We start from the raw sequence: 21,231 nt of genomic DNA, 5'->3' as shown, positions 1-21,231 counted from the left end.
CGGAAGTGGGGCGAATTATAGACATATTGAGAGGGGCGTCAACAGGTAATTTCAGGTCTTTTTGGCAACGGGTGGTTTTCGCCCCATTACTCGGGGAATTCGCCTGGCAATGGCAGGTACGCGAAGCAGCATGAGCAACGCACCGGCCGCGGCATAGATGGACCATTCTTCCAAGTCGGCGCGGACGATCCAGAGGAAGTGCAACAGCCCCAGGCCAAGCACCACATAGATCAGACGGTGCAGCTGTTTCCAGCGTCGACCCAGCCGACGCTGGCTGTACCGGTTGGACGTCACGGCCAACGCCAGCAGGCAAAGGAATGCAAGGCTGCCGACGATGATGTAGGGACGCTTGACCAGCTCGACCCCAAGCTGACTCCAATCCAGCCCGAGAACAAAGAACAGATAGGCCGCCAGGTGCAGGCATACGTAGGCAAAACACCACAGGCCCAATTGACGACGTACCGCTATCCAGCCCGCCCAGCCAGACAACTTCTGCAGAGGCGTCATGCACAGCGTGATCATCACCAGTATCAGAGTGCCCAAACCCAGCCGATCGACCAGCACCTTGCCTGGATCAGGGCCCAAGGCAAATATCCAGGCTTGGTACAGCCATAACAAAGGCCATACGCACGCCACCACGAACACACTCAAACGCCATAACGGATAACGCATCAGTAGTTCTTCCGCAGATCCATGCCGGTATAGAGGGAAGCAACCTCCTCTGCGTAACCGTTGAACATCGCGGTCTCACGCACGTTGGGGCTGAACAGCCCGCTGGGCAGACGCCGCTCACGCGCCTGTGTCCAGCGCGGATGGTCGACTTCCGGGTTCACGTTGGCATAGAAGCCATACTCGCTGGGCGCGATGTTTTCCCAGGTGGTCTCTGGCCGTTCGCTGACCAGGCTGATACGCACGATGGATTTGACGCTTTTGAACCCGTACTTCCACGGCACTACCAGGCGCAAGGGGGCACCGTTCTGGTTGGGAAGCTCGCGGCCGTACATGCCTACCCCAAGGATCGCCAGTGGATTCATCGCCTCGTCCAGACGCAAGCCTTCTACATACGGCCAGTTGATCAAGGCAAAGCCGGAGCGCTGGCCGGGCATGCTCTTGGGATCCTGCAAGGTTTCGAAGCGGATGTACTTGGCTTTCGACGTGGGCTCGACCTGCTTGAGCAAGGCCGAGATGGGAAAGCCGATCCAGGGGATGACCATGGACCATGCCTCGACGCAACGCAGTCGATAGATCCGCTCTTCGAGCTGATAAGGCTTCATGAAGTCTTCGAGGGCATAGCGCCCAGGCTTGGCCACTTCACCGTCTATGACCACCGACCAGGGTTCGGTCTTCAGGCTACCGGCATTGGCTGCCGGATCGCCCTTGCCTGTGCCGAACTCATAGAAGTTGTTGTAGTGAGTGGCATCCTTGAAAGGCGTGATCGCCTCGCCTTGCACGGTGACCGCGCCCAGCGGGTTTGACCCAGCTTGTCGTTCAACCAGGCAGGCGCACTGCCGGCGTCGACGCCTTCATAGCGCGATGGGTCGGCAGCGGATGCCCAGGAAGGAAGTGCCGAAACGGCCATGGCTGTTGCGGTGGCGCCCATGAGCGAGCGACGCGAGAGATAGATCGATTCGGGGGTGACTTCGGACTCTTTGCAGTCCGAAGCACGCGATAGCTTGATAAGCATGGTGCCTCCGTAGCCTTGGCTGTGTTCAACATACCAAGAGACTACGGATTATGCGTGAAATTGAATTTACTCGGCTTTTTTGTGACGACGCATGCGTAACAAATACTGTATCGGGCCGGATGCTGCATAGGCGAGGAAGATCAGCAGCAGAATACGGGGCGGATCGCTGAACACCACGGCGAACACCAGGACGACCGCCAGGATCGCTACGAAGGGCACACGGCCCTTGAGATCCAGCTCTTTGAAGCTGTTGTACTTGATGTTGCTGACCATCAACATACCTGCGGCCGCCACCAGCAGGGCCACCAGGAAGGACATCTTCGAACCCTGGATGCCGTAGTCGCTGAACGCCCACACGAGGCCTGCGACCACACCGGCAGCAGCCGGACTGGCCAGGCCGATGAAGTAGCGCTTGTCGGCAGTGCCGACCTGGGTGTTGAAGCGCGCCAGGCGCAGTGCCGCACCCGCGACGTAGATGAAGGCCACCATCCAGCCGACCTTGCCCATGTCGCCCAGCGCCCAGCCAAAGGCGAGCAGCGCGGGTGCAACACCGAATGCGACCATATCGGACAGGGAGTCGTATTCCGCACCAAAGGCGCTCTGGGTGTTGGTCATGCGCGCGACGCGACCGTCCAGGCTATCGAGCACCATGGCAACGAAGATGGCAATGGCAGCGTAGGCGAAGTACTTGCTGGCTTCGGCAGCGTTGCCGGCGCTCTGGGCACTGATCGAGTTGATGATCGAGTAGAAGCCCGCAAACAGGTTTGCCGTGGTGAACAGGTTGGGCAGGAGATAGATGCCGCGGTGCCGGACTTTACGTCCTTCGGCGTCATGCCCTTCTTCGACATGCTCATCGATCGGCAGGAGGCTTTCGGCGTCAGGAGCCTTGTTTGGCTCTTCGGGACGTTCGCTCATGGACAATACCTTGCAACGGTGTGGAAAGTTTCGACAGGCGTCTGGGTCGAGGGTTCGACCGCAAAACGTTGCCGCTTTATACCAGAAGCTTGCCACCATAACGAAAAAACGCGGCCGAGGCCGCGTTTTTGTCGCCTGGAACTGTATCAGTTCTTGGCTTTGTCGACGATCTTGTTGGCAGCGATCCAAGGCATCATGGAACGCAGCTGCTCGCCGATGACTTCGATGCCGTGGGCAGCGTTGTTGCGACGCTTGGCGGTCATCGAAGGGTAGTTGGTAGCGCCTTCGTTGATGAACATCTTGGCGTACTCGCCATCCTGGATGCGCTTGAGTGCATTGCGCATGGCCTGACGCGATTCGGCGTTGATGACTTCAGGGCCGGTCACGTACTCGCCGTATTCGGCATTGTTGGAAATCGAGTAGTTCATGTTGGCGATACCGCCTTCGTACATGAGGTCGACGATCAGCTTGAGTTCGTGCAGGCACTCGAAGTAGGCCATTTCAGGCGCATAGCCGGCTTCGACCAGGGTTTCGAAACCGGCCTTGACCAGTTCCACGGTGCCGCCACAGAGAACGGCCTGCTCGCCGAACAGGTCGGTTTCGGTCTCGTCCTTGAAGGTGGTTTCGATGATGCCGGTACGGCCGCCGCCCACGCCCGAAGCGTAGGACAGCGCGACGTTCTTGGCGTTGCCCGACGCATCCTGGTAGATGGCGATCAGGTCAGGAATACCGCCGCCCTTGACGAACTCGGTACGTACGGTGTGACCCGGCGCCTTGGGCGCGATCATGATCACGTCCAGGTCAGCGCGCGGCACGACCTGGTTGTAGTGAATGGCGAAGCCATGGGAGAAGGCCAGGGTTGCGCCCTGCTTGATGTTGGGCTCGACTTCGTTCTTGTACAGCTGGGACTGGAATTCGTCCGGGGTCAGGATCATGACCAGGTCGGCACCGGCAACGGCAGTGGCGACGTCGGCTACTTTCAAGCCATGGGCCTCGGCCTTGGCGACAGTAGCCGAGCCCTTGCGCAGGCCCACGGTGACGTCGACGCCCGAATCCTTCAGGTTGCACGCCTGGGCGTGACCCTGGGAGCCGTAGCCGATGATGGCTACTTTCTTGCCCTGGATGATCGAGAGGTCGCAATCTTTGTCGTAGTAAACTTTCATTGAATATCACCTGTTATCTAGGCCGTTTCGGCCGGTCGCTAATTGAGTTAGATGCTCAGCACTTTGTCGCCACGAGCGATACCGGTCACGCCACTGCGCACGGTTTCGAGAATCGAGGCGGTGCCGATAGACTGCAGGAAGCTATCCAGCTTGTCGCTGGTGCCCGTCAGCTGAACGGTGTAGACGCTACTGCTGACATCAACGATCTGCCCGCGGAAGATGTCCGTGGTGCGTTTGATCTCGGCGCGTTGGGCGCCAGTGGCCTTGACCTTGACCAGCATCAGCTCGCGTTCGATGTGCGCGCTTTCCGACAGGTCTACCAGCTTGACCACCTCGATCAACTTGTTGAGGTTTTTCGTGATCTGTTCGATCACTTCATCCTGCCCTACCGTGGTCAACGTCAGGCGCGACAGGGTCGGGTCTTCGGTGGGCGCCACGGTCAGGCTTTCGATGTTGTAGTTGCGCTGCGAGAACAGCCCTACCACGCGCGACAAGGCGCCGGGTTCGTTCTCGAGCAAAAGCGAAATGATGTGCCGCATGATTAAGTCCGCTCCGTCTTGCTGAGCCACATGTCGCGCATCGAGCCGTCCTTGATCTGCATCGGATAGACGTGCTCGCCGACGTCGACCTGAATGTCGAGGAACACCAGGCGGTCGGTCATGGCGAAGGCTTCTTCCATTTTCGGCTTGAGATCCTTGAGATCGGTAATGCGCATGCCGACGTGGCCATACGCTTCGACCAGCTTGACGAAGTCGGGCAGGGATTCGACGTAGGAATGCGAATGGCGACCACCGTAGCTCATGTCCTGCCACTGGCGCACCATGCCGAGCACACCGTTGTTGAGCAGGATGATCTTGACCGGCAAGCCGTACTGCAGGCAGGTGGACAGTTCCTGAATGTTCATCTGGATGCTGCCCTCCCCGGTCACGCAGGCAACGTGGGCCTCGGGGAAGCTCATCTTGACGCCCATGGCCGCCGGAAAACCGAAGCCCATGGTGCCCAAACCACCGGAGTTGATCCAGCGATTGGGCTTGTTGAACAGGTAGTACTGGGCCGCGAACATCTGGTGCTGGCCGACATCCGAAGTGACGTAGGCGTCGCCCTGGGTGACCTCGCACAGCGTCTCGATGACCTTCTGCGGCTTGATCTTGGAGCCATCGCCCTTGTCGTAGGGGAACAGGCCGTTTTCGCCACGCCACTCCTCGACCTGCTTCCACCAACTGGCAACGGTGTCCTTGTTCGGGGTTTCACCGATGTCCTTGAGGGTGGCGAGCATTTCGGTCAGAACGCTGTCGACCGGACCGACGATGGGCACGTCCGCCTTGATGGTCTTGGAGATCGAAGCCGGGTCGATGTCAATGTGGATGATCTTGGCATTGGGGCAGAATTTCGCTGCACCGTTGATCACCCGATCGTCGAAGCGCGCGCCTACGGCAAGGATCACATCGGCGTGGTGCATGGCCAGGTTGGCGGTGTAGCTGCCGTGCATGCCGAGCATGCCGACGAACTGACGATCCATGCCTGGATAGGCGCCCAACCCCATCAGCGTGTTGGTGACCGGCAGGTCGAGAATCTGTGCCAGCTCGGTCAAGGCGCCGGAGGCTCCGCCGAGGATGACACCGCCACCGGCGTACATGACCGGGCGCTTGGCCGCCAGCAACATTTCCACAGCCTTGCGAATCTGTCCGGAATGGCCACGGACCGCCGGGCTGTAGGAGCGCAGCTTGGCTTTCTTGGGATAGACGTATTCGAATTTCTCGGCCGGGTTGGTCATGTCCTTGGGGATATCGACCACGACCGGGCCTGGCCGACCGGACTGGGCCAGGTAGAAGGCCTTTTTCAGGACTTCGGGGATCTCCGAGGCGTGCTTGATCATGAAGCTGTGCTTCACGATAGGTCGGGAGATGCCGATCATGTCGGTTTCCTGGAACGCGTCGGTGCCGACCAGCGTACTGGCCACCTGACCAGACAGGATCACCATCGGAATGGAGTCCATGTAGGCAGTGGCGATACCCGTGATTGCGTTGGTGGCGCCCGGGCCGGACGTCACCAGCACGACGCCGGCCTTGCCGGTGGCACGGGCATAGCCGTCGGCCATATGAGTAGCCGCCTGCTCGTGACGGACCAGCACGTGCTCGACCGCAGGCTCCTTGAACAGGGCGTCGTATACATGCAGAAGGGCACCGCCGGGGTACCCGTAGATGTGCTTAACGCCTTCGTCGCGCAAGAAGCGGACGACCATTTCAGCGCCAGATAAAAGCTCCACGTTGTTCACCTCTAAAACGCCAGAATACCGCTCCATGGGAACGGGTCTTAATAGGTTTACTGCCAGCAGAGCATGAGCGACGGTGGTCGCCGACGTACGTCAGCACTGACTGAGCAAGTATTGGGAGTACCCAAGTGTCACGGGTTTTTCCCACCCAGCGCGAGGTAACGCGTTGCGGGTATAACGGGTCGGCGCTGGTGTGCGCCTGTGCTCTGCTGTGTGGGCCTGCTTCTGGCAGTCCCTGTACAGCGGACTTTCGATTGTTGTGATTCGTCTGCTGCAAGTCAAGCGATGCGTGCATTTTATTGCGCACCTGCACCCAAACGGCGCAATAAACCCTGCCGAGTCGTCAGGCTATGGTAGTTTCATGCGTAACCAACCCTCAGAGAAGGCGCCATGCGTTCAACCGTTGCCGCAAGTTTCCTCCTGCTTGCCCTGTCGCCACTGGTGATGGCGGGACAAATCTACAAATGGGTCGATAGCCAGGGCGTGACGCATTTTGATGCACGACCGCCCAACGGTGTCGAGGCGACTGCCGTGGAAGGTGTGAAGCCGGTGACCCCGCCCGAGCCGATCTCCAACGAAGCGGTGATGAAAGCCAGCGGCGAGGCCGAGCAACGCAGGATCGACCGCAAAGTGAAGTCGCAGGTTGCCGACGAGACAGCGCGGCGCAACGAATTCTGTACCGGCGTCAGGACCAACCTGGCGCAACTCAAGAACAATCCGCGGGTGCTTCAGCAGGTCAACGGCGAGGCCAAGCGCCTGACAGAGCAGGAGCGTCAGGCGAGGATCGAGGAAGTGCGCAAGGTGATCGACGAGCAGTGCACCTGAAGGGCTAGCGCACCTGGCCGATCAATTCGTCGAAACGCGCCAGGCTGGCGCGCAGGCCGCGGCTCTGCTCGGCGCGATCGACATAGACCGTTTCGGCCATCGCCAGGATGCCCGAAGCGCTGGGCAATGGCAGGTCCTGCTCGATGATGGTTTTCATGCGCGGCAGGAAGATCCACTGCAGCCACTGATCGAAATCCAGGGTGTCGACGCTGAACGGCTCGACACTGGAGAGCGCTTCGGCGCTGGGTGGCACGTCCTGCCACCACCCCTGCTCGCGCAGCTCGCGTTCGATCAACAGCAGATGCTCGGCAATCGCCAGGAAACGACTATCCATCAAGACGCGCTCTTGGCTTTCTGACGGGCCAGATTGGCCCCCGCGGCATCACCCTGCTTGTCGCGCGACTGGGCAATGGTGTTCCACAGGCTCGCCTGCAGATCCGGACGGCCATTGGCATAGGTCAGCGCCCGACGGGCCAGTTGCTCGGCCTGGGCTGCATCACCCTGGGCCAGGCGCACCTGAGCCAGCTTGTACAGAACCTGCGGTTCGCGCGGTGCGATCCGCTGTGCACGCTCCAGGCTCGATGACGCACCGTTCAAGTCGCCACCGCCCTGCTGTTGCTGGGCCGTGGTCAACAGGGCAAGCACCGGCCCGTCCAACTGCTCATCGGCGGACAGGCCGGCGCTGTTGCCGCTGGCACGCGGAATCCCGCTTGGAGCGCTGGCCGGCATGTTGTAGGTCGTGTTGGGCGCCGGCGGGGCATAGGCCGGGGCCGAGCTGCTCGGGCCGGGCACGATCGGGCCTGATGTGATCGGGCCGGTGCTGATCGGCGCGCTGTTGCCCGGCGCCGGAAAGCTCTGGATCGGCTGCGAGCCTGCACCCTGCGGGACCATGACCACTACGCCGGAATCTTCGGTGATCGCCTGGGCCTGCGCCTTGGGCCGGACCACGGTGGTCTGGCGGAAGCCGCCGGTACGCGACACCCGTTCGCCATTGGTGACCGCAGAGCCGGAATCGACCACTGGAATGGAGCCACGCTCCACGCTGGCGCAACCGTTGAGCAAAGCCAATGCCGTCAAGGCAGGAAACCACCACTTGTTCACTTCATTCCCCTTTGCTTAGTTCAACCAGCCTTTGACCCAATCCATCACCGAATCGTCGGCCGCCGGATTGGCACCGCCGCATGCGGTGCCTGGCGTCGGTTCGCTGCCACGAATATACGGCATCTGCACAGCGTTGGGGCAGCTGGCATCCGAGCCTTGTCCGGTCTTGGCGTCGATCCAGGCCTGTACCACGTTTTCCGGCACCGGCGTATCCAAAGGCAATGGATCGGCTTTCTTCATGAAGCTGGTCCAGACCTGCAGCGCACCGGTGGCACCGGTGAACGGGGTCTTGCCGTTGTCGTCGCGGCCCAGCCAGACGACGGCCAGCACGTCCTGGCTGAAGCCGGCGAACCAGCTGTCGCGCGAGTCGTTGCTGGTGCCGGTCTTGCCGGCCAGGTTCAGGCTGCTTGGCAGCACGTTGTAGACCGAACGTCCGGTACCTTCGCGCATCACGCGCTGCATGGCATTCTGGATCAGGTAGATGGACGCAGGATCGAAGCGCTGCTGGATCTGGAATGGGTAGCGCTTGAGCGGTTCGCCTTCGGCAGTCAGGACACTGCGAATGCCGCGCATCGGCGTATTGAAACCGCCGTTGGCCAGGGTTTGGTACATGGTCGCCACCTGCATGGGCGACAAGCCGCCGGCACCGAGCAACATCGACGGGTAGGCTGGCCAGTCGACCTGCACGCCCAGTTCGCCGAGGGTCTTGAGCACATTGGGCACGCCCAGCTCCAGACCCAATCGGGCCGTCGACAAGTTGTAGGAATGGGCCAGGCCCTGGTACAGGAACACCGTGCCATTGGAGGTACGTTCGTAGTTCTGTGGCTTCCAGATCTGGCCGTCCGCGCCCTTGACCGAGAACGGTACGTCCTGCACCCAACTGGTCAGGGTGTATTTGCTCGGCTGCTCGAGCGCGGTCAGGTACACCGCCGGTTTGATCAGCGAGCCAATCGGGCGTACGGCGTCGAGCGCCCGGTTGAAGCCGGCAAAACCCGGTACGCGGCTGCCGACCAGCGCCTGGACCTCACCGCTTTCAGGGTTGGTGACGACCATGGCCGCCTCGACCTCGTCCGACCCCTTGCGCCCGGCCAGGCGCTTGAAGGTATCGGTGACCGACGATTCGGCTTTGGTCTGCAGGATAGGGTCGAAACTGGTGAAGATCCGCAGACCTTCTTCGGTCAAGTCTTCGTCGCGGTAGTCGTCGCGCAGCTGGCGCTTGACCAGGTCGAGGAAGCCAGGGAACGAGCTGTCCGCCAAGCTGCCGCGCTTGGTCACGCCCAGCGGCATCTTCTTGGCCGCGTCGACCGCCTCCTGCGTTGCCACGCCCTGCTGGGCGAGCAGATCGAGCACCAGGTTGCGGCGTTCCATCGCCCGCTCCGGATTGCGCCGCGGGTTATAGGAAGACGGCCCCTTGACCATCCCCACCAGCAAGGCCACCTGATGCAGCTTGAGTTCGGACAAGGGTTGGCTGAAGAAGAACTGGCTGGCCAGACCGAAGCCATGCACGGCGCGCTGGCCGTCCTGACCGACGAAGACCTCGTTGAGGTAGGCCTCAAGGATTTCACCCTTGTCGTAGTGCAGTTCCAGCAGCACCGCCATCATCGCTTCGGTCAGCTTGCGGGTCAGGCTGCGCTCGTTGGTCAAGTAGAAGTTCTTGACCAGCTGCTGAGTCAGGGTACTGCCGCCCTGGCGCATGGCGCCCGAGGACGTGTTGACCCAGATGGCGCGCGCGATCGACTTGGGCGAGACGCCAAAGTGGTGGTAGAAGTCGCGATCTTCGACGGTGACCAGTGTGTCGAGCAGGTAAGGTGGTACCTGGTCGAGCTTGATCAGGATGCGGTCTTCGAGGTTTTTCGGGTACAGGCCGCCGATCAGCAACGGCTCCAGACGCACCACCGCGACCTTCTTGCCTGCGCCGCCACCCAGTTCCGAGACGTAGTCGCCGGAAAATTTCACGCGCACCGCCTGCGGCTGCTCGAGCCCTTCGTAGAACTGGAAGCCGCGGGTATTGAGGTCGACGGTGTTGCCACTGACCGAGGCGGTGCCGGGACCGTCGACGGTCGTTTGCCGACGGTAGCCGAGCGCATCGAGCTCGGTAAGGAAATCATTCTTGGCCAGTTTCTGACCGACGAACAGCTCGAGCGGGCGTGCGTAGACCTTGGCGGGAATGGTCCAGCGCTTGCCGGAGAATTTTTCCTGGACAACGGCGTCGAGGTAGACGGCAAAGCCGGCCAGGATCACCAGGCCTACCAGACCAAGCTTGAGGCCCCAGCCAAGCCAGGTGCGCAAGCCGCCGGAAGGAGGTTTTTTGGGGGTACGGGAAGATCGGGTTCGAGTCATGGCGGCGGATTATACGCACTTTGAATTGTCGCGGGCAGGGACCGTCGGCGGTTTGCATCATCGGTGGCAGTGGCCATAATGACCGCCTTGAAATCACCTCTGCCAATGAAGGATCGCCTGTGAGCCAGACCCTGATCGCCGCCCTGCAAAACCCGGCCCTGTACCCGCATCCGGTGGAAGGGTTCCAGGTCATCGAGACGCATATCTCCTGGGTGATACTGACCGGGCCTTACGCTTACAAGATCAAGAAACCGATGAATTTCGGCTTTCTGGACTTTACCGAACTGTCCGCCCGCGCCCACTTCTGCGCCGAGGAACTGCGACTGAACCAGCGCCTGACAACCGACCTGTACTTGCAGGTTCTGCCGATCACCGGCAGCGCGGAAACGCCTCGACTGGGCGGCGAAGGCGCACCCATCGAGTATGCCTTGCAGATGCGCCAATTCGAAGGCGGCAACCTGCTGAGCACCCTGCAGGCCAATGGTGAGCTGACCCAGGAGCACGTGGATTCGCTGGCGCGGCAGATTGCCGATTTCCACCGGGCCGCACCCGTGGTGCCGGAGGCACACGAGGCCGGCACGCCGAAGGCAGCAATGGCCCCGGTCGAGCAGAACTTCGAACAGATCCGGCCGTTTCTCTCCGACAAGGATGACCTGGCACAGCTCGACGCCCTGCAGGCCTGGGCACAAAGCAGTTACGTGCGACTGGAACCGCTGCTGGCGCTGCGCAAGCAGGAAGGCTTCATTCGCGAGTGCCATGGCGACATACACCTGGGCAACGCCACCGTCATTGATGGCGAAGTGGTGATCTTCGACTGCATCGAGTTCAACGAGCCTTTCCGTTTCACCGATGTGTATGCCGATATCGGCTTCCTCGCCATGGACCTCGAAGACCGGGGACTGAAAAGCCTGGCACGGCGCTTCGTCAGCCAGTACCTGGAGCTGACCGGGGATTACCAGGGGCTCGAGCTGCTCAATTTCTACAAGGCCTACCGCGCGCTGGTACGGGCCAAAGTGGCCCTGTTCAGCATGTCGCCGGATGCCAGCGGCGTGCAGCGCGCCACGACACTGCGGCAGTACCGCAACTACGCGAACCTGGCGGAAAGCTACAGTGCCATTCCTTCGCGCTTTCTTGCCGTTACCAGCGGCGTGTCGGCGGTGGGCAAGAGCCATGTCGCGCTGCGTCTGGTAGAAGCCCTGGGCGCCATCCGCCTGCGCTCGGACGTGGAGCGCAAACGTCTGTTCGGTGCCCAGACCGCCGAAACGGGCCTGTACGACGCCAGCACCAGCGAAGCGACCTACCTGCACCTGCACGCGTTGGCCGAGCACATACTGCGCGCCGGCCTGCCGGTGGTGATCGATGCGACCTACCTCAAGGCTGATCAGCGGGCGGCGGCGGCTCGAATCGCCGAATCGACTGGAGTGCCGTTCCTGATCCTGGACTGCAACGCGCCCGCAGCCGTGATCTCCAGCTGGTTGCAGCAGCGCCAGGCGCATGCCGAGGACCCTTCGGATGCGACTCAGGCGGTGATCGACGCTCAGCAGGCCGGTCGTGAACCGTTGAGCGAAGCCGAGCTGCTGCAGACCCGCCGCGTGGAAACCAACGAAAGCGGCAGCCTGGACAAACTGGTCGAACAGATCCGCCAACGCCTGCCGGGCCTGTAACACACTCCCAAGCCTTGCAAAGGCAGATCGGCCGTTCGGCAGGCCGCTCTGCCACCGCTACACTGCCAGATTGGCACCTGCTTCGTGGTCCCCCGCTCATTGCTTGGCCGAGGCCAGGAGGTTTGATGACCGATGAACTGCTGGCCCTGAAGAATCTGGGCAAGACATCCGCTCAATGGCTGCATGCTGTCGGCATCCACAGTGCTTCCGACCTACGCCGGGCAGGCGCCGTGCAGGCTTACTGCGCGGTGCGGCAGCGTGGCTTACGCGCCTCGAAAGTGCTTCTTTATGCCATCGAAGGGGCGCTGCTCAATGTGCATTGGAGTGAGCTGTCGTGCGAACAGAAAAACAGTCTCAATAGCCAGGTCGAAGCGCTATCGCCTCCGCGCAGGCTCTAGACCGACAGTCCACAGGCGGATGAAATAATTGCACATGACGCTTGACTCTCAAATGAGAATCGTTATGATTATCACATCCAGTCGCGAGACTGGTGATCTCTGGAAGGCCCTTGGTTCGGACTTTCAGATGTCTCCTCATCAGGCTAATCACGGTTATTGACCCGGCACTTTGCCGGGTCTTTTTTTGCCTCGACTTTTATGGAGGCCCGTCCACTCAGCCTTGCAGATCCACCGGCAGGCGTCGGTCGATGAAAATCTCGTGTGTATCCAGATGCACACCATAGGCCAGTACTTCAACACCGGCCTCCACTGCCTGGCGCAATGCCGATGCGTAGCCTGGGTCGATCTCGGTGGCCGGGCGTACAGCGTCCACCCCATCGAGGTTGACGCAATACAACTGCACGGCTCGCACCCCGCCCCGTGCCAATACGGCCAGCTCGCGCAGGTGCTTCGCACCGCGTTGGGTGACAGCGTCGGGAAACGCTGCGACACGACTGTCGGCAAAGCCCAGGGTCACACTCTTCACTTCAACCCACGCTTCGGTATCCGGGTAATCCAGACGAAAATCGATACGGCTCCGCTCTTGGCCGTAAGGCACTTCGCGCTTGAGCGCAACGAAGCCGGCAAGCTCCGGTATGCGACCTGCGTGCAACGCCTCCTCGACCAGAGCGTTGGCCCGCGCGGTATTGATGCATGCCAGGCGACCCTGAGGTGTTTCGCCGATCTCCCACGTGCCTGGAAGCTTGCGTTTGGGGTCGCTGGAGCGGGTGAACCACACGCGGCCACCGGGCATCATGCAGTTGAGCATCGAGCCGGTGTTGGGACAATGGATAGTCATCCGCTCACCGCTTTCAAGTTCGATGTCGGCCAGAAACCGTTTGTAGCGCTGGATCAGACGCCCCTGCTCCAAGGCCGGCGAAAAAATCATCGCGCCTGCCAGCTCTGCAGGCCACGGGCAATTCGCGCGACAGCCTGCTCCAACCGCGGGAGACTTTGGGTATAGGCGAAACGGACGTGGTGGCTGGCCTTGTAGCGGCCGAAATCCAGGCCGGGCGTGAAGGCCACGTGCTCGGTTTCCAGGAAATGCTGGCAGAACGCAAAGGCATCGTCGCTGAATGCACTGATATCGGCATACAGGTAGAACGCACCCTCAGGTTCCACCGCAATCCCAAATCCCAGGGCACGCAAGGCGGGCAACAAATAGTCACGGCGGTGACCGAAGGCTTCGCGGCGCTGCTCGAAGATCTCCAGCGTAGCCGGTTCGAAGCAGGCCAATGCTGCATGCTGCGCCATGCTCGGTGCGCTGATGTACAGATTCTGCGCCAGTTTTTCCAGCTCAGGGATGGCTTGGGGCGGCGCGACCAACCAGCCGAGCCGCCATCCGGTCATTCCGAAATACTTGGAAAAACTATTTAGAACGAAAGCATCGTCGTCCACTTCGAGCACGCTGGTAGCCGTCGTGCCATAGGTCAGGCCGTGGTAGATCTCGTCGACCACCAGATGCCCTTGCCGCGCCTTGACGGCTTGGCTCAATGCGCTAAGTTCGTCCTTGTTCAGGAGCGTGCCGGTAGGGTTGGCAGGCGATGCCACCAATGCACCGACGCTGTGCTCGTCCCAGTGCTGCTCCACCAGTTGGGCGTTGAGTTGATAGCGCTGTTCGGGGCCCACCGGCACCAGGTGCGCGGCGCCCTCGACCAAGCGCAGAAAATGCCGATTGCACGGGTAGCCGGGGTCTGCCAGGAGCCAGTGCTTGCCCGGATCGACCAGCAGGCTGGCGGCCAGCAGCAAGGCTCCAGAGCCGCCCGGCGTGATCATGATGCGCTGCGGGTCGATGTCCAGGCCGTAACGCTGCCGGTAGAAACCAGCGATGGCCTCGCGCAGCGCCGGCAGCCCTCGTGCTGCGGTGTAGCGGGTATGGCCAGCGGCCAATGCGGCCTGCCCGGCGGCAACGATAGGGGCCGCCGTGGTGAAGTCCGGTTCACCGATTTCCAGGTGGATCACGTCATGACCCTGGCTCTGCAATTCATTGGCACGGGCCAGCAGCGCCATCACGTGAAAAGGTTCGATGGCGCGACTGCGGGCGCTGTAGAGCGGAGCCATGGGTATTCCTTGCGACGAAGAAAAAGCCGATTCTACCCAACCTTTGCATCGAACGTTTCGCCGAACGTGCGATCGAAACCCACCAGATCGTGCCTGCGACGCAGGCGTTCCGGGCACGACAACCGGGAGTAGCGCGTGCTGGTTCGATCTGGTAAGTTCGCCGGCTTGCAGTCGCAGGGCCGGCGGGTGTCGGAGAGGGATCATCCTGCGCAATGGATTAGTAGAGCGAGAGGCGGTTGATTCATGCCCACCAATGAAAAGCAACAAAGTACTGGCAACTTTTCCGGCTTCGCTCCCTACGTTGCGACGAAGGGCGAGGAATACATGGGCGCGCCGATGCGTGCTCACTTCACCAAGATCCTGAACAAGTGGAAACAAGACTTGATGCAGGAAGTGGATCGCACCGTCGACCACATGAAGGATGAAGCCGCCAACTTTCCAGACCCGGCCGATCGGGCCAGCCAGGAAGAGGAATTCAGCCTCGAACTGCGCGCGCGCGATCGCGAGCGCAAGCTGATCAAGAAGATCGACAAGACGCTGCAGTTGATCGAAGACGAAGAGTACGGCTGGTGCGAATCCTGCGGCATCGAGATCGGCATTCGCCGTCTCGAGGCGCGCCCGACCGCCGATCTGTGCATCGACTGCAAGACCTTGGCGGAAATCAAGGAAAAACAGGTCGGCAAATGACCTGTCGACAAAGGGACGCCACGGCGTCCTTTTGTTTTTGTATTGCCCGTAGAATCCCGCACCCATGACTACCCTTCCTTATATAGGTCGCTTTGCTCCGACCCCGAGCGGCTACCTGCATTTCGGCTCCCTGGTGGCCGCCCTGGCCTCATGGCTGGACGCGTGCGCCGCAGGTGGTCGCTGGCTGCTGCGTATGGAGGACCTGGACCCGCCCCGGGAAGTCGCCGGTGCGCAAACGGCCATCCTCAAGACCCTGGAACGCTACGGGTTGCAGTGGGATGGCGAGGTGGTTTACCAGAGCCAGCGGCATGCGGCCTACCAACAGATAATCGACCGCCTGTTGGCACAGGGACTGGCTTATGCCTGCACCTGCTCACGCAAGCAGCTCGAACCCTATGGAGGGATCTACCCCGGCACGTGCCGCAATGCCGGACATTCCACGCAGGATGCCGCCATCCGCGTGCGCGTCCCCGAACTGCGGTATCGATTCGAGGACCGCGTACAGGGGATGTATTCACAACATTTGGGAGACGAGTCGGGGGATTTCGTCATTCGTCGTCGCGACGGCCTGTATGCCTATCAATTGGCGGTGGTGCTGGACGATGCGTGGCAGGGAGTGACCGACATCGTTCGCGGTGCCGATCTGCTCGATTCGACGCCGCGCCATCTGTATCTGCAGGAGCTGCTAGGGTTGCCGCAGCCGCGTTACCTGCATGTTCCCTTGATCATCCAACCCGATGGCAACAAGCTGGGCAAAAGCTACCGGTCGCCGCCTCTGGATGCGGACCAGGCTGCGCCACTGCTGGTGCGTGCCCTGCGGGCGTTGGGCCAGCGGCCCGAGGCGGACCTGGCGCACGGCAGTGTGGAAGATGTGTTGCGCTGGGGTGTGGAGCATTGGGACAGCGGTGCGATTCCCCGTGTGCGCACGGTGGCAGAAGCGCAGCTGGAGTAGTGATCGGCTGGTGCCCGGCTCTTCGCAGCGACACGCCGATCCGCTACCATCGCCGCACTGTTTTCGCACACTTACCCTACCCCGAGGCCAGCATGTATATCTATCGTTTGGTCCTGCTTCTGGTGGTGGGGATCTACCTGTTCTCCCCCGCCATCATGGACTGGTGGATCGAGCCCACCGGCGCGTGGTACCGACCTTACCTGCTGTGGCTGATTCTGATCGTGGTGACCTTTATCCTGCAGAGCCAGCGTGATGCCGATGAGCTTTAGCCTTACCCAGATGCTGCTGGTCAGCGCAGCCTACCTGCTGGTGCTGTTCGCCGTGGCCTGGGTCAGCGAGCGCGGCATGATCGCCCGGGCAATCATCCGTCATCCGCTGACCTACACCTTGTCGCTGGGTGTCTACGCGAGCGCCTGGGCGTTCTACGGCACCGTGGGCCTGGCTTATCAGTACGGCTATGGTTTTCTGGCCTGCTACCTGGGGGTTTCCGGCGCATTTCTGCTGGCGCCGGTGTTGCTGTATCCAATACTCAAGGTCACCCGCACCTACCAGCTGTCGTCGCTGGCGGACCTTTTCGCGTTTCGCTTTCGCAGCACCTGGGCCGGCGCGCTGACCACCGTGTTCATGCTGGTCGGCGTACTGCCCCTGCTTGCACTGCAAATCCAGGCGGTGGCCGATTCGATTGGCATCATGACTCGCGAACCGGTACAGAACCGCGTGGCGTTGAGCTTCTGCGTGCTGATCACGCTGTTCACGATCTTCTTCGGCTCGCGCCACATCGCCACCCGCGAGAAACATGAAGGCCTGGTATTTGCCATCGCCTTCGAATCCGTCATCAAGCTGATCGCCCTGGGCGGGATCGGCCTGTATGCCTTGTACGGAGTGTTCGACGGCCCGCACGATCTGGAGCAATGGTTGCTGCAGAACCAGGCTGCACTCGCTTCGCTGCATGCGCCGCTGCAGGAGGGGCCTTGGCGCACGCTGCTGCTGGTGTTCTTCGCCTCGGCGATCGTCATGCCGCACATGTATCACATGGTCTTCACCGAAAACCTCAATCCGCGTGCGCTGGTCAGTGCCAGTTGGGGGCTGCCGCTGTTCCTGCTGCTGATGAGTCTCGCCGTGCCGCTGATTCTGTGGGCCGGCCTGCGCCTGGGCGCGACGACCAGTCCGGAGTTCTTCACCCTTGGCATCGGCATTGCCGCCAACAGCAAATCGTTGGCGCTGCTGGCTTATGTAGGCGGACTTTCCGCGTCCTGCGGGCTGATCATCGTCACCACCCTGGCGCTGTCCGGCATGATGCTCAACCACCTGGTGCTGCCGCTGTATCAGCCGCCGGCCGAAGGCAACATCTACCGCTGGTTGAAATGGACACGCCGGGCGCTGATCGTCGCCATCATCATGGCCGGCTATGCCTTCTACCTGCTGCTGGGCGCCAAGCAGGATCTCGCACACCTGGGGATCGTCGCCTTTGTCGCCACGCTGCAGTTTTTGCCGGGCGTGCTGTCGGTGCTGTACTGGCCCACCGCCAACCGACGCGGATTCATCGCCGGTCTGCTGGCCGGCATGGCTGTCTGGCTGGTGACCATGCTGCTGCCGCTGATCGGCAACCTGCAAGGCTTCTACATTCCGCGCTTGAACATGATCTACGTGCTCGACGATACCAGCTGGCACATGGCAGCCATCGCTTCGCTGGCTGCCAACGTCCTGCTGTTCACGCTGATCTCGCTGTTCACTGCCGCCAGCAGCGAAGAAGTCAGTGCTGCCGAGGCGTGTGCGGTGGATAACGTGCGCCGCCCGCAGCGGCGCGAGCTGCATGCCGCCTCGCCCCAGGAGTTCGCCACGCAACTGGCCAAACCATTGGGCGCCAAGGCCGCCCAGCGCGAAGTGGAACAGGCCCTGCGCGACCTCTACCTGCCCTTCGACGAGCGCCGACCCTACGCCTTGCGGCGTCTGCGCGACCGGATCGAGGCCAACCTGTCCGGGCTCATGGGCCCCAGCGTGGCGCAAGACATGGTCGAGACGTTCCTGCCCTATAAATCGGGCAGCGAGAACTATGTCACCGAGGACATCCACTTCATCGAAAGCCGGCTGGAAGATTATCACTCGCGCCTGACCGGCCTTGCCGCCGAGCTCGATGCGCTGCGTCGCTATCATCGGCAGACCCTGCAGGAACTGCCCATGGGCGTTTGCTCGCTGGCCAAGGACCAGGAGATCCTGATGTGGAACAAGGCCATGGAAGACCTGACCGGCGTGCCCGCCCAGCATGTGGTCGGCTCGCGCCTGGTCACCATCAGCCAGCCATGGCGCAGCCTGCTGATCGACTTCATCAACGTGCCAGATGAGCACCTGCACAAGCAACGCCTGGCGCTGGATGGGCAGACCCGCTGGCTTAACCTGCACAAGGCCGCCATCGACGAGCCGCTCGCGCCGGGCAACAGTGGGCTGGTGGTGTTGGTCGAGGACCTGACCGAAACGCAGATGCTCGAAGACAAGCTGGTGCACTCCGAACGGCTGGCCAGCATCGGCAGGCTGGCGGCCGGGGTGGCCCACGAGATCGGCAACCCGATCACCGGCATCGCCTGCCTGGCGCAGAACCTGCGCGAGGAGCGCGAGGAAGACAGCGAGATCACCGAACTGAGCAGCCAGATTCTCGAGCAGACCAAGCGCGTGTCGCGCATCGTCCAGTCACTGATGAGCTTTGCCCACGCCGGCGGCCACCAGCACAGCGACGAGCCGGTCAACCTGGCCCAGGTGGCGCAAGATGCCATCGGCCTGTTGGCGCTGAACAGGCGCAACTTCGAGATCCAGTTCTACAACCTGTGCGATCCGGAACACTGGGCCGTGGGTGATCCACAACGCCTGGCGCAGGTGCTGATCAACCTGTTGTCCAACGCCCGAGATGCCTCGGTGGCAGGCGGCGCGGTGCGGGTCAAGACCGAAGCGTGCGAACACACCGTCGACCTCATCGTCGAAGACGAAGGCAGCGGCATTCCCAAGAACATCATGGATCGGTTATTCGAACCGTTCTTCACTACCAAGGACCCGGGCGAAGGAACCGGACTGGGGCTCGCTCTGGTCTATTCCATCGTTGAAGAGCATTATGGACAGATCACCATCGACAGCCCGGCCGATCCCCTGAGCCAGCGCGGTACCCGAATTCGGGTGACATTGCCGCGTCATGTCGAAGCGACGTCCGCTGTGAACTGAGACCGTCGAGAGAATTGAATCAATGCCGCATATTTTGATCGTCGAAGACGAAACCATCATTCGATCTGCCCTGCGTCGCCTGCTCGAACGCAACCAGTATCAGGTCAGTGAGGCCGGCTCCGTGCAGGAAGCGCAGGAGCGGTTCAGCATCGCATCGTTCGACCTGATCATCAGCGACCTGCGCCTGCCGGGTGCCCCAGGCACCGAACTGATCAAGCTGGGCGAGGGCACACCGGTGCTCATCATGACCAGCTATGCCAGCCTGCGCTCGGCAGTGGACTCGATGAAAATGGGCGCGGTCGACTACATCGCCAAGCCCTTCGACCACGATGAAATGCTGCAGGCCGCCGCGCGCATCCTGCGCGATCGCCACAACGCACCCGCGGCAGCGGCAGAGCGCCCGGCGAACAAGGCCGGCGCGGAAAAGCCCGCCGCGCAGAATGCCAATGGCGATATCGGTATCATCGGCTCCTGCCCGCCCATGCAGGACCTCTACAGCAAGATTCGCAAGGTCGCCCCGACCGATTCGAACGTGCTCATCCAGGGTGAGTCCGGCACCGGCAAGGAGCTGGTCGCGCGGGCACTGCACAACCTGTCCAAACGTGCGAAGGCGCCGATGATCTCGGTGAACTGTGCGGCGATCCCGGAAACATTGATCGAATCCGAACTCTTCGGTCACGAGAAAGGTGCGTTCACCGGCGCGAGCGCCGGACGCGCCGGGCTGGTCGAGGCTGCCGATGGCGGAACGCTGTTTCTCGACGAGATCGGCGAGTTGCCCCTCGAGGCCCAGGCGCGCTTGCTCCGCGTGCTGCAGGAAGGCGAGATTCGCCGCGTGGGTTCGGTGCAATCGCAGAAGGTCGACGTTCGCCTGATTGCCGCAACCCACCGGGACCTGAAAAGCCTGGCCAAGCTGGGGCAGTTTCGCGAGGACCTCTACTACCGACTGCACGTGATTGCCTTGAAGTTACCCCCCCTGCGCGAGCGCGGCGCCGATGTCGGCGAAATTGCCAAGGCGTTCCTGATTCGCCAGAGCGCCCGGATCGGACGTACCGACCTGCGTTTCGCCGCCGACGCCGAGCAGGCGATTCGTCAGTATTCGTGGCCAGGTAACGTGCGCGAACTGGAAAATGCCGTCGAGCGCTCGGTGATCCTCAGCGAGAGCACCGAGATATCGGCCGAGTTGCTGGGCATCGACATCGAACTGGCCGACCTGCAGGACACTGACGACTTCGTCGGCCTGCCTTCCCAGCAGAACGGGGCGAACAATACGGCCCACGATCCTACCGAAGATCTCTCCCTGGAAGATTACTTCCAGCACTTCGTGCTGGAGCATCAAGACCACATGACCGAGACCGAACTGGCGCGCAAATTGGGCGTCAGCCGCAAGTGCCTGTGGGAGCGTCGTCAGCGCCTGGGGATCCCACGGCGCAAGTCGAGCGTGGCCAGCGAAAGCTGATACGTTTCAGCTCTAGCCCGCGGGTTTGCGCGGGTTGACGGGTAGCCGTGACAAACTGTTACCCTAGGCTTGCGACGTAACAAGACACGGTTCCATCGGTAACGAATCCAGGGTCGATTTCAGCCCTCGATCATCGCCTTCAGACGCGCAAAGCCCCGCTCTACAAGGGTTTGCAAAAGTTGGCATGGGACCTGCTATATCTCTGGTACAAGAACAACAACAAGCAAGCAAACCCATAACAAGAACAAGACGAATCGACTCACGCATAACAAGAACAACACGGCGGAGGCGCAGCTAACTGATTCTTTTGGAGAGGCGTTGTATTCGGGGAAACCCGCAGCCAGGCAGAGAACTACAACAACTGCTTTGAAGCAGATGCCAGAACTGGTTGGATCACATTGATCATCACAGCACAGCGACCAAAGCAATCCGTTTGCTCTTGCTCCCGAATAGGGAGACACCCCCGA

General features: G+C 61.4%; 18 protein-coding genes and 1 pseudogene. 8 read left to right on the top strand and 11 right to left on the bottom strand.

The window, feature by feature from the left end; translation table 11 throughout:
- Nucleotides 1-51: 51 nt before the first annotated feature.
- The 6 genes and pseudogenes from msrQ to IFT57_RS25350 all read right to left on the bottom strand — a co-directional run bounded on the left by msrQ (nt 52) and on the right by IFT57_RS25350 (nt 6,028).
- Nucleotides 52-672 (bottom strand): protein-methionine-sulfoxide reductase heme-binding subunit MsrQ, encoded by a 621-nt coding sequence (gene msrQ, locus IFT57_RS25375; RefSeq protein WP_192153067.1) that lies wholly within the window; start codon nt 670-672, stop codon nt 52-54.
- A pseudogene (msrP, locus tag IFT57_RS25370) lies at nt 672-1,684 on the bottom strand (protein-methionine-sulfoxide reductase catalytic subunit MsrP). The gene msrQ and the pseudogene msrP overlap by 1 nt, the downstream one beginning before the upstream one ends.
- A 66-nt stretch (nt 1,685-1,750) precedes the next feature.
- Complete coding sequence (gene pssA, locus IFT57_RS25365; protein ID WP_122480158.1) at nt 1,751-2,599, bottom strand: CDP-diacylglycerol--serine O-phosphatidyltransferase; 849 nt, start codon at nt 2,597-2,599, stop codon at nt 1,751-1,753.
- 146 nt (nt 2,600-2,745) lie between these two features.
- On the bottom strand, nt 2,746-3,762 hold the full coding sequence (ilvC, locus tag IFT57_RS25360; RefSeq protein ID WP_043190697.1) for a ketol-acid reductoisomerase: 1,017 nt from the start codon (nt 3,760-3,762) through the stop codon (nt 2,746-2,748).
- Nucleotides 3,763-3,809: 47 nt separating this feature from the next.
- Nucleotides 3,810-4,301, bottom strand: coding sequence for an acetolactate synthase small subunit (gene ilvN, locus IFT57_RS25355; protein WP_043190700.1), 492 nt, complete (start codon nt 4,299-4,301; stop codon nt 3,810-3,812).
- Between the two features lie 2 nt (nt 4,302-4,303).
- On the bottom strand, nt 4,304-6,028 hold the full coding sequence (locus tag IFT57_RS25350) for an acetolactate synthase 3 large subunit (protein WP_122714852.1): 1,725 nt from the start codon (nt 6,026-6,028) through the stop codon (nt 4,304-4,306).
- 396 nt (nt 6,029-6,424) lie between these two features.
- Here IFT57_RS25350 and IFT57_RS25345 point away from each other — a divergent pair, with 396 nt between their 5' ends.
- The gene (locus tag IFT57_RS25345) at nt 6,425-6,859 is read left to right on the top strand and encodes a DUF4124 domain-containing protein (RefSeq protein ID WP_122796320.1); all 435 of its coding nucleotides are present in this window, start codon (nt 6,425-6,427) and stop codon (nt 6,857-6,859) included.
- Nucleotides 6,860-6,863: 4 nt separating this feature from the next.
- Here IFT57_RS25345 and IFT57_RS25340 read toward each other — a convergent pair whose 3' ends face one another.
- Genes IFT57_RS25340 through mrcB form a run of 3 tightly spaced genes read right to left on the bottom strand, consistent with a single transcriptional unit; the run spans nt 6,864 to nt 10,300 of the window.
- Nucleotides 6,864-7,193: a YqcC family protein gene (locus IFT57_RS25340; RefSeq protein ID WP_192153066.1), complete on the bottom strand. Its 330-nt coding sequence runs from the start codon at nt 7,191-7,193 to the stop codon at nt 6,864-6,866.
- Nucleotides 7,193-7,960, bottom strand: a complete 768-nt coding sequence (locus IFT57_RS25335; RefSeq protein ID WP_192153065.1) for a hypothetical protein — start codon at nt 7,958-7,960, stop codon at nt 7,193-7,195. The genes IFT57_RS25340 and IFT57_RS25335 overlap by 1 nt, the downstream gene beginning before the upstream one ends.
- A 15-nt stretch (nt 7,961-7,975) precedes the next feature.
- Nucleotides 7,976-10,300 carry a penicillin-binding protein 1B gene (mrcB, locus tag IFT57_RS25330; RefSeq protein WP_122480163.1) on the bottom strand — a complete coding sequence of 775 codons (2,325 nt, stop codon included), beginning with the start codon at nt 10,298-10,300 and terminating at the stop codon, nt 7,976-7,978.
- Nucleotides 10,301-10,419: 119 nt separating this feature from the next.
- On the opposite strand from mrcB, the gene IFT57_RS25325 reads away from it, so the two are divergent.
- A complete protein-coding gene (locus IFT57_RS25325; protein ID WP_192153064.1) occupies nt 10,420-11,964 on the top strand; it encodes an AAA family ATPase in 1,545 nt (514 codons plus the stop codon).
- A gap of 125 nt (nt 11,965-12,089) precedes the next feature.
- A complete protein-coding gene (locus IFT57_RS25320) occupies nt 12,090-12,362 on the top strand; it encodes a TfoX/Sxy family protein (protein WP_192153063.1) in 273 nt (90 codons plus the stop codon).
- Between the two features lie 214 nt (nt 12,363-12,576).
- Here the strand turns inward: IFT57_RS25320 and sfsA are convergent, their stop codons facing one another.
- Both sfsA and IFT57_RS25310 read right to left on the bottom strand, forming a co-directional pair.
- Nucleotides 12,577-13,290: a DNA/RNA nuclease SfsA gene (sfsA, locus tag IFT57_RS25315; RefSeq protein ID WP_192153062.1), complete on the bottom strand. Its 714-nt coding sequence runs from the start codon at nt 13,288-13,290 to the stop codon at nt 12,577-12,579.
- On the bottom strand, nt 13,287-14,462 hold the full coding sequence (locus IFT57_RS25310) for a pyridoxal phosphate-dependent aminotransferase (RefSeq protein ID WP_192153061.1): 1,176 nt from the start codon (nt 14,460-14,462) through the stop codon (nt 13,287-13,289). Before IFT57_RS25310 ends, sfsA begins: the two co-directional genes overlap by 4 nt.
- A gap of 243 nt (nt 14,463-14,705) precedes the next feature.
- Here IFT57_RS25310 and dksA point away from each other — a divergent pair, with 243 nt between their 5' ends.
- The 5 genes from dksA (at nt 14,706) to IFT57_RS25285 (ending at nt 20,764) form a co-directional block, all read left to right on the top strand.
- Nucleotides 14,706-15,149, top strand: a complete 444-nt coding sequence (gene dksA / locus IFT57_RS25305) for an RNA polymerase-binding protein DksA (RefSeq protein WP_122480168.1) — start codon at nt 14,706-14,708, stop codon at nt 15,147-15,149.
- 64 nt (nt 15,150-15,213) lie between these two features.
- Complete coding sequence (gene gluQRS, locus IFT57_RS25300) at nt 15,214-16,101, top strand: tRNA glutamyl-Q(34) synthetase GluQRS (RefSeq protein WP_192153060.1); 888 nt, start codon at nt 15,214-15,216, stop codon at nt 16,099-16,101.
- A gap of 92 nt (nt 16,102-16,193) precedes the next feature.
- The gene (locus tag IFT57_RS25295; protein ID WP_003250005.1) at nt 16,194-16,370 is read left to right on the top strand and encodes a hypothetical protein; all 177 of its coding nucleotides are present in this window, start codon (nt 16,194-16,196) and stop codon (nt 16,368-16,370) included.
- A complete protein-coding gene (locus IFT57_RS25290) occupies nt 16,354-19,308 on the top strand; it encodes a sensor histidine kinase (RefSeq protein WP_192153059.1) in 2,955 nt (984 codons plus the stop codon). The genes IFT57_RS25295 and IFT57_RS25290 overlap by 17 nt, the downstream gene beginning before the upstream one ends.
- Nucleotides 19,309-19,330: 22 nt before the next feature.
- A complete protein-coding gene (locus IFT57_RS25285; protein ID WP_122800109.1) occupies nt 19,331-20,764 on the top strand; it encodes a sigma-54-dependent transcriptional regulator in 1,434 nt (477 codons plus the stop codon).
- Nucleotides 20,765-21,231 lie beyond the last annotated feature (467 nt).

This window comes from Pseudomonas sp. CFBP 13719 (genome assembly GCF_014842095.1).
Taxonomy (GTDB): Bacteria; Pseudomonadota; Gammaproteobacteria; order Pseudomonadales; family Pseudomonadaceae; genus Aquipseudomonas.
This window is presented reverse-complemented; position numbering and strand designations above follow the sequence as displayed.

Coding starts and splice junctions, on each gene's coding strand:
- msrQ (WP_192153067.1), bottom strand. CDS start 672: ATGCGTTATCCGTTATGGCGTTTGAGTGTGTTCGTGGTGGCGTGCGTA.
- ilvC (WP_043190697.1), bottom strand. CDS start 3,762: ATGAAAGTTTACTACGACAAAGATTGCGACCTCTCGATCATCCAGGGC.
- gluQRS (WP_192153060.1), top strand. CDS start 15,214: ATGACTACCCTTCCTTATATAGGTCGCTTTGCTCCGACCCCGAGCGGC.
- IFT57_RS25310 (WP_192153061.1), bottom strand. CDS start 14,462: ATGGCTCCGCTCTACAGCGCCCGCAGTCGCGCCATCGAACCTTTTCAC.
- ilvN (WP_043190700.1), bottom strand. CDS start 4,301: ATGCGGCACATCATTTCGCTTTTGCTCGAGAACGAACCCGGCGCCTTG.
- sfsA (WP_192153062.1), bottom strand. CDS start 13,290: ATGATTTTTTCGCCGGCCTTGGAGCAGGGGCGTCTGATCCAGCGCTAC.
- IFT57_RS25290 (WP_192153059.1), top strand. CDS start 16,354: ATGCCGATGAGCTTTAGCCTTACCCAGATGCTGCTGGTCAGCGCAGCC.
- IFT57_RS25340 (WP_192153066.1), bottom strand. CDS start 7,193: ATGGATAGTCGTTTCCTGGCGATTGCCGAGCATCTGCTGTTGATCGAA.
- IFT57_RS25345 (WP_122796320.1), top strand. CDS start 6,425: ATGCGTTCAACCGTTGCCGCAAGTTTCCTCCTGCTTGCCCTGTCGCCA.
- IFT57_RS25320 (WP_192153063.1), top strand. CDS start 12,090: ATGACCGATGAACTGCTGGCCCTGAAGAATCTGGGCAAGACATCCGCT.
- IFT57_RS25285 (WP_122800109.1), top strand. CDS start 19,331: ATGCCGCATATTTTGATCGTCGAAGACGAAACCATCATTCGATCTGCC.
- dksA (WP_122480168.1), top strand. CDS start 14,706: ATGCCCACCAATGAAAAGCAACAAAGTACTGGCAACTTTTCCGGCTTC.
- mrcB (WP_122480163.1), bottom strand. CDS start 10,300: ATGACTCGAACCCGATCTTCCCGTACCCCCAAAAAACCTCCTTCCGGC.
- IFT57_RS25295 (WP_003250005.1), top strand. CDS start 16,194: ATGTATATCTATCGTTTGGTCCTGCTTCTGGTGGTGGGGATCTACCTG.
- pssA (WP_122480158.1), bottom strand. CDS start 2,599: ATGAGCGAACGTCCCGAAGAGCCAAACAAGGCTCCTGACGCCGAAAGC.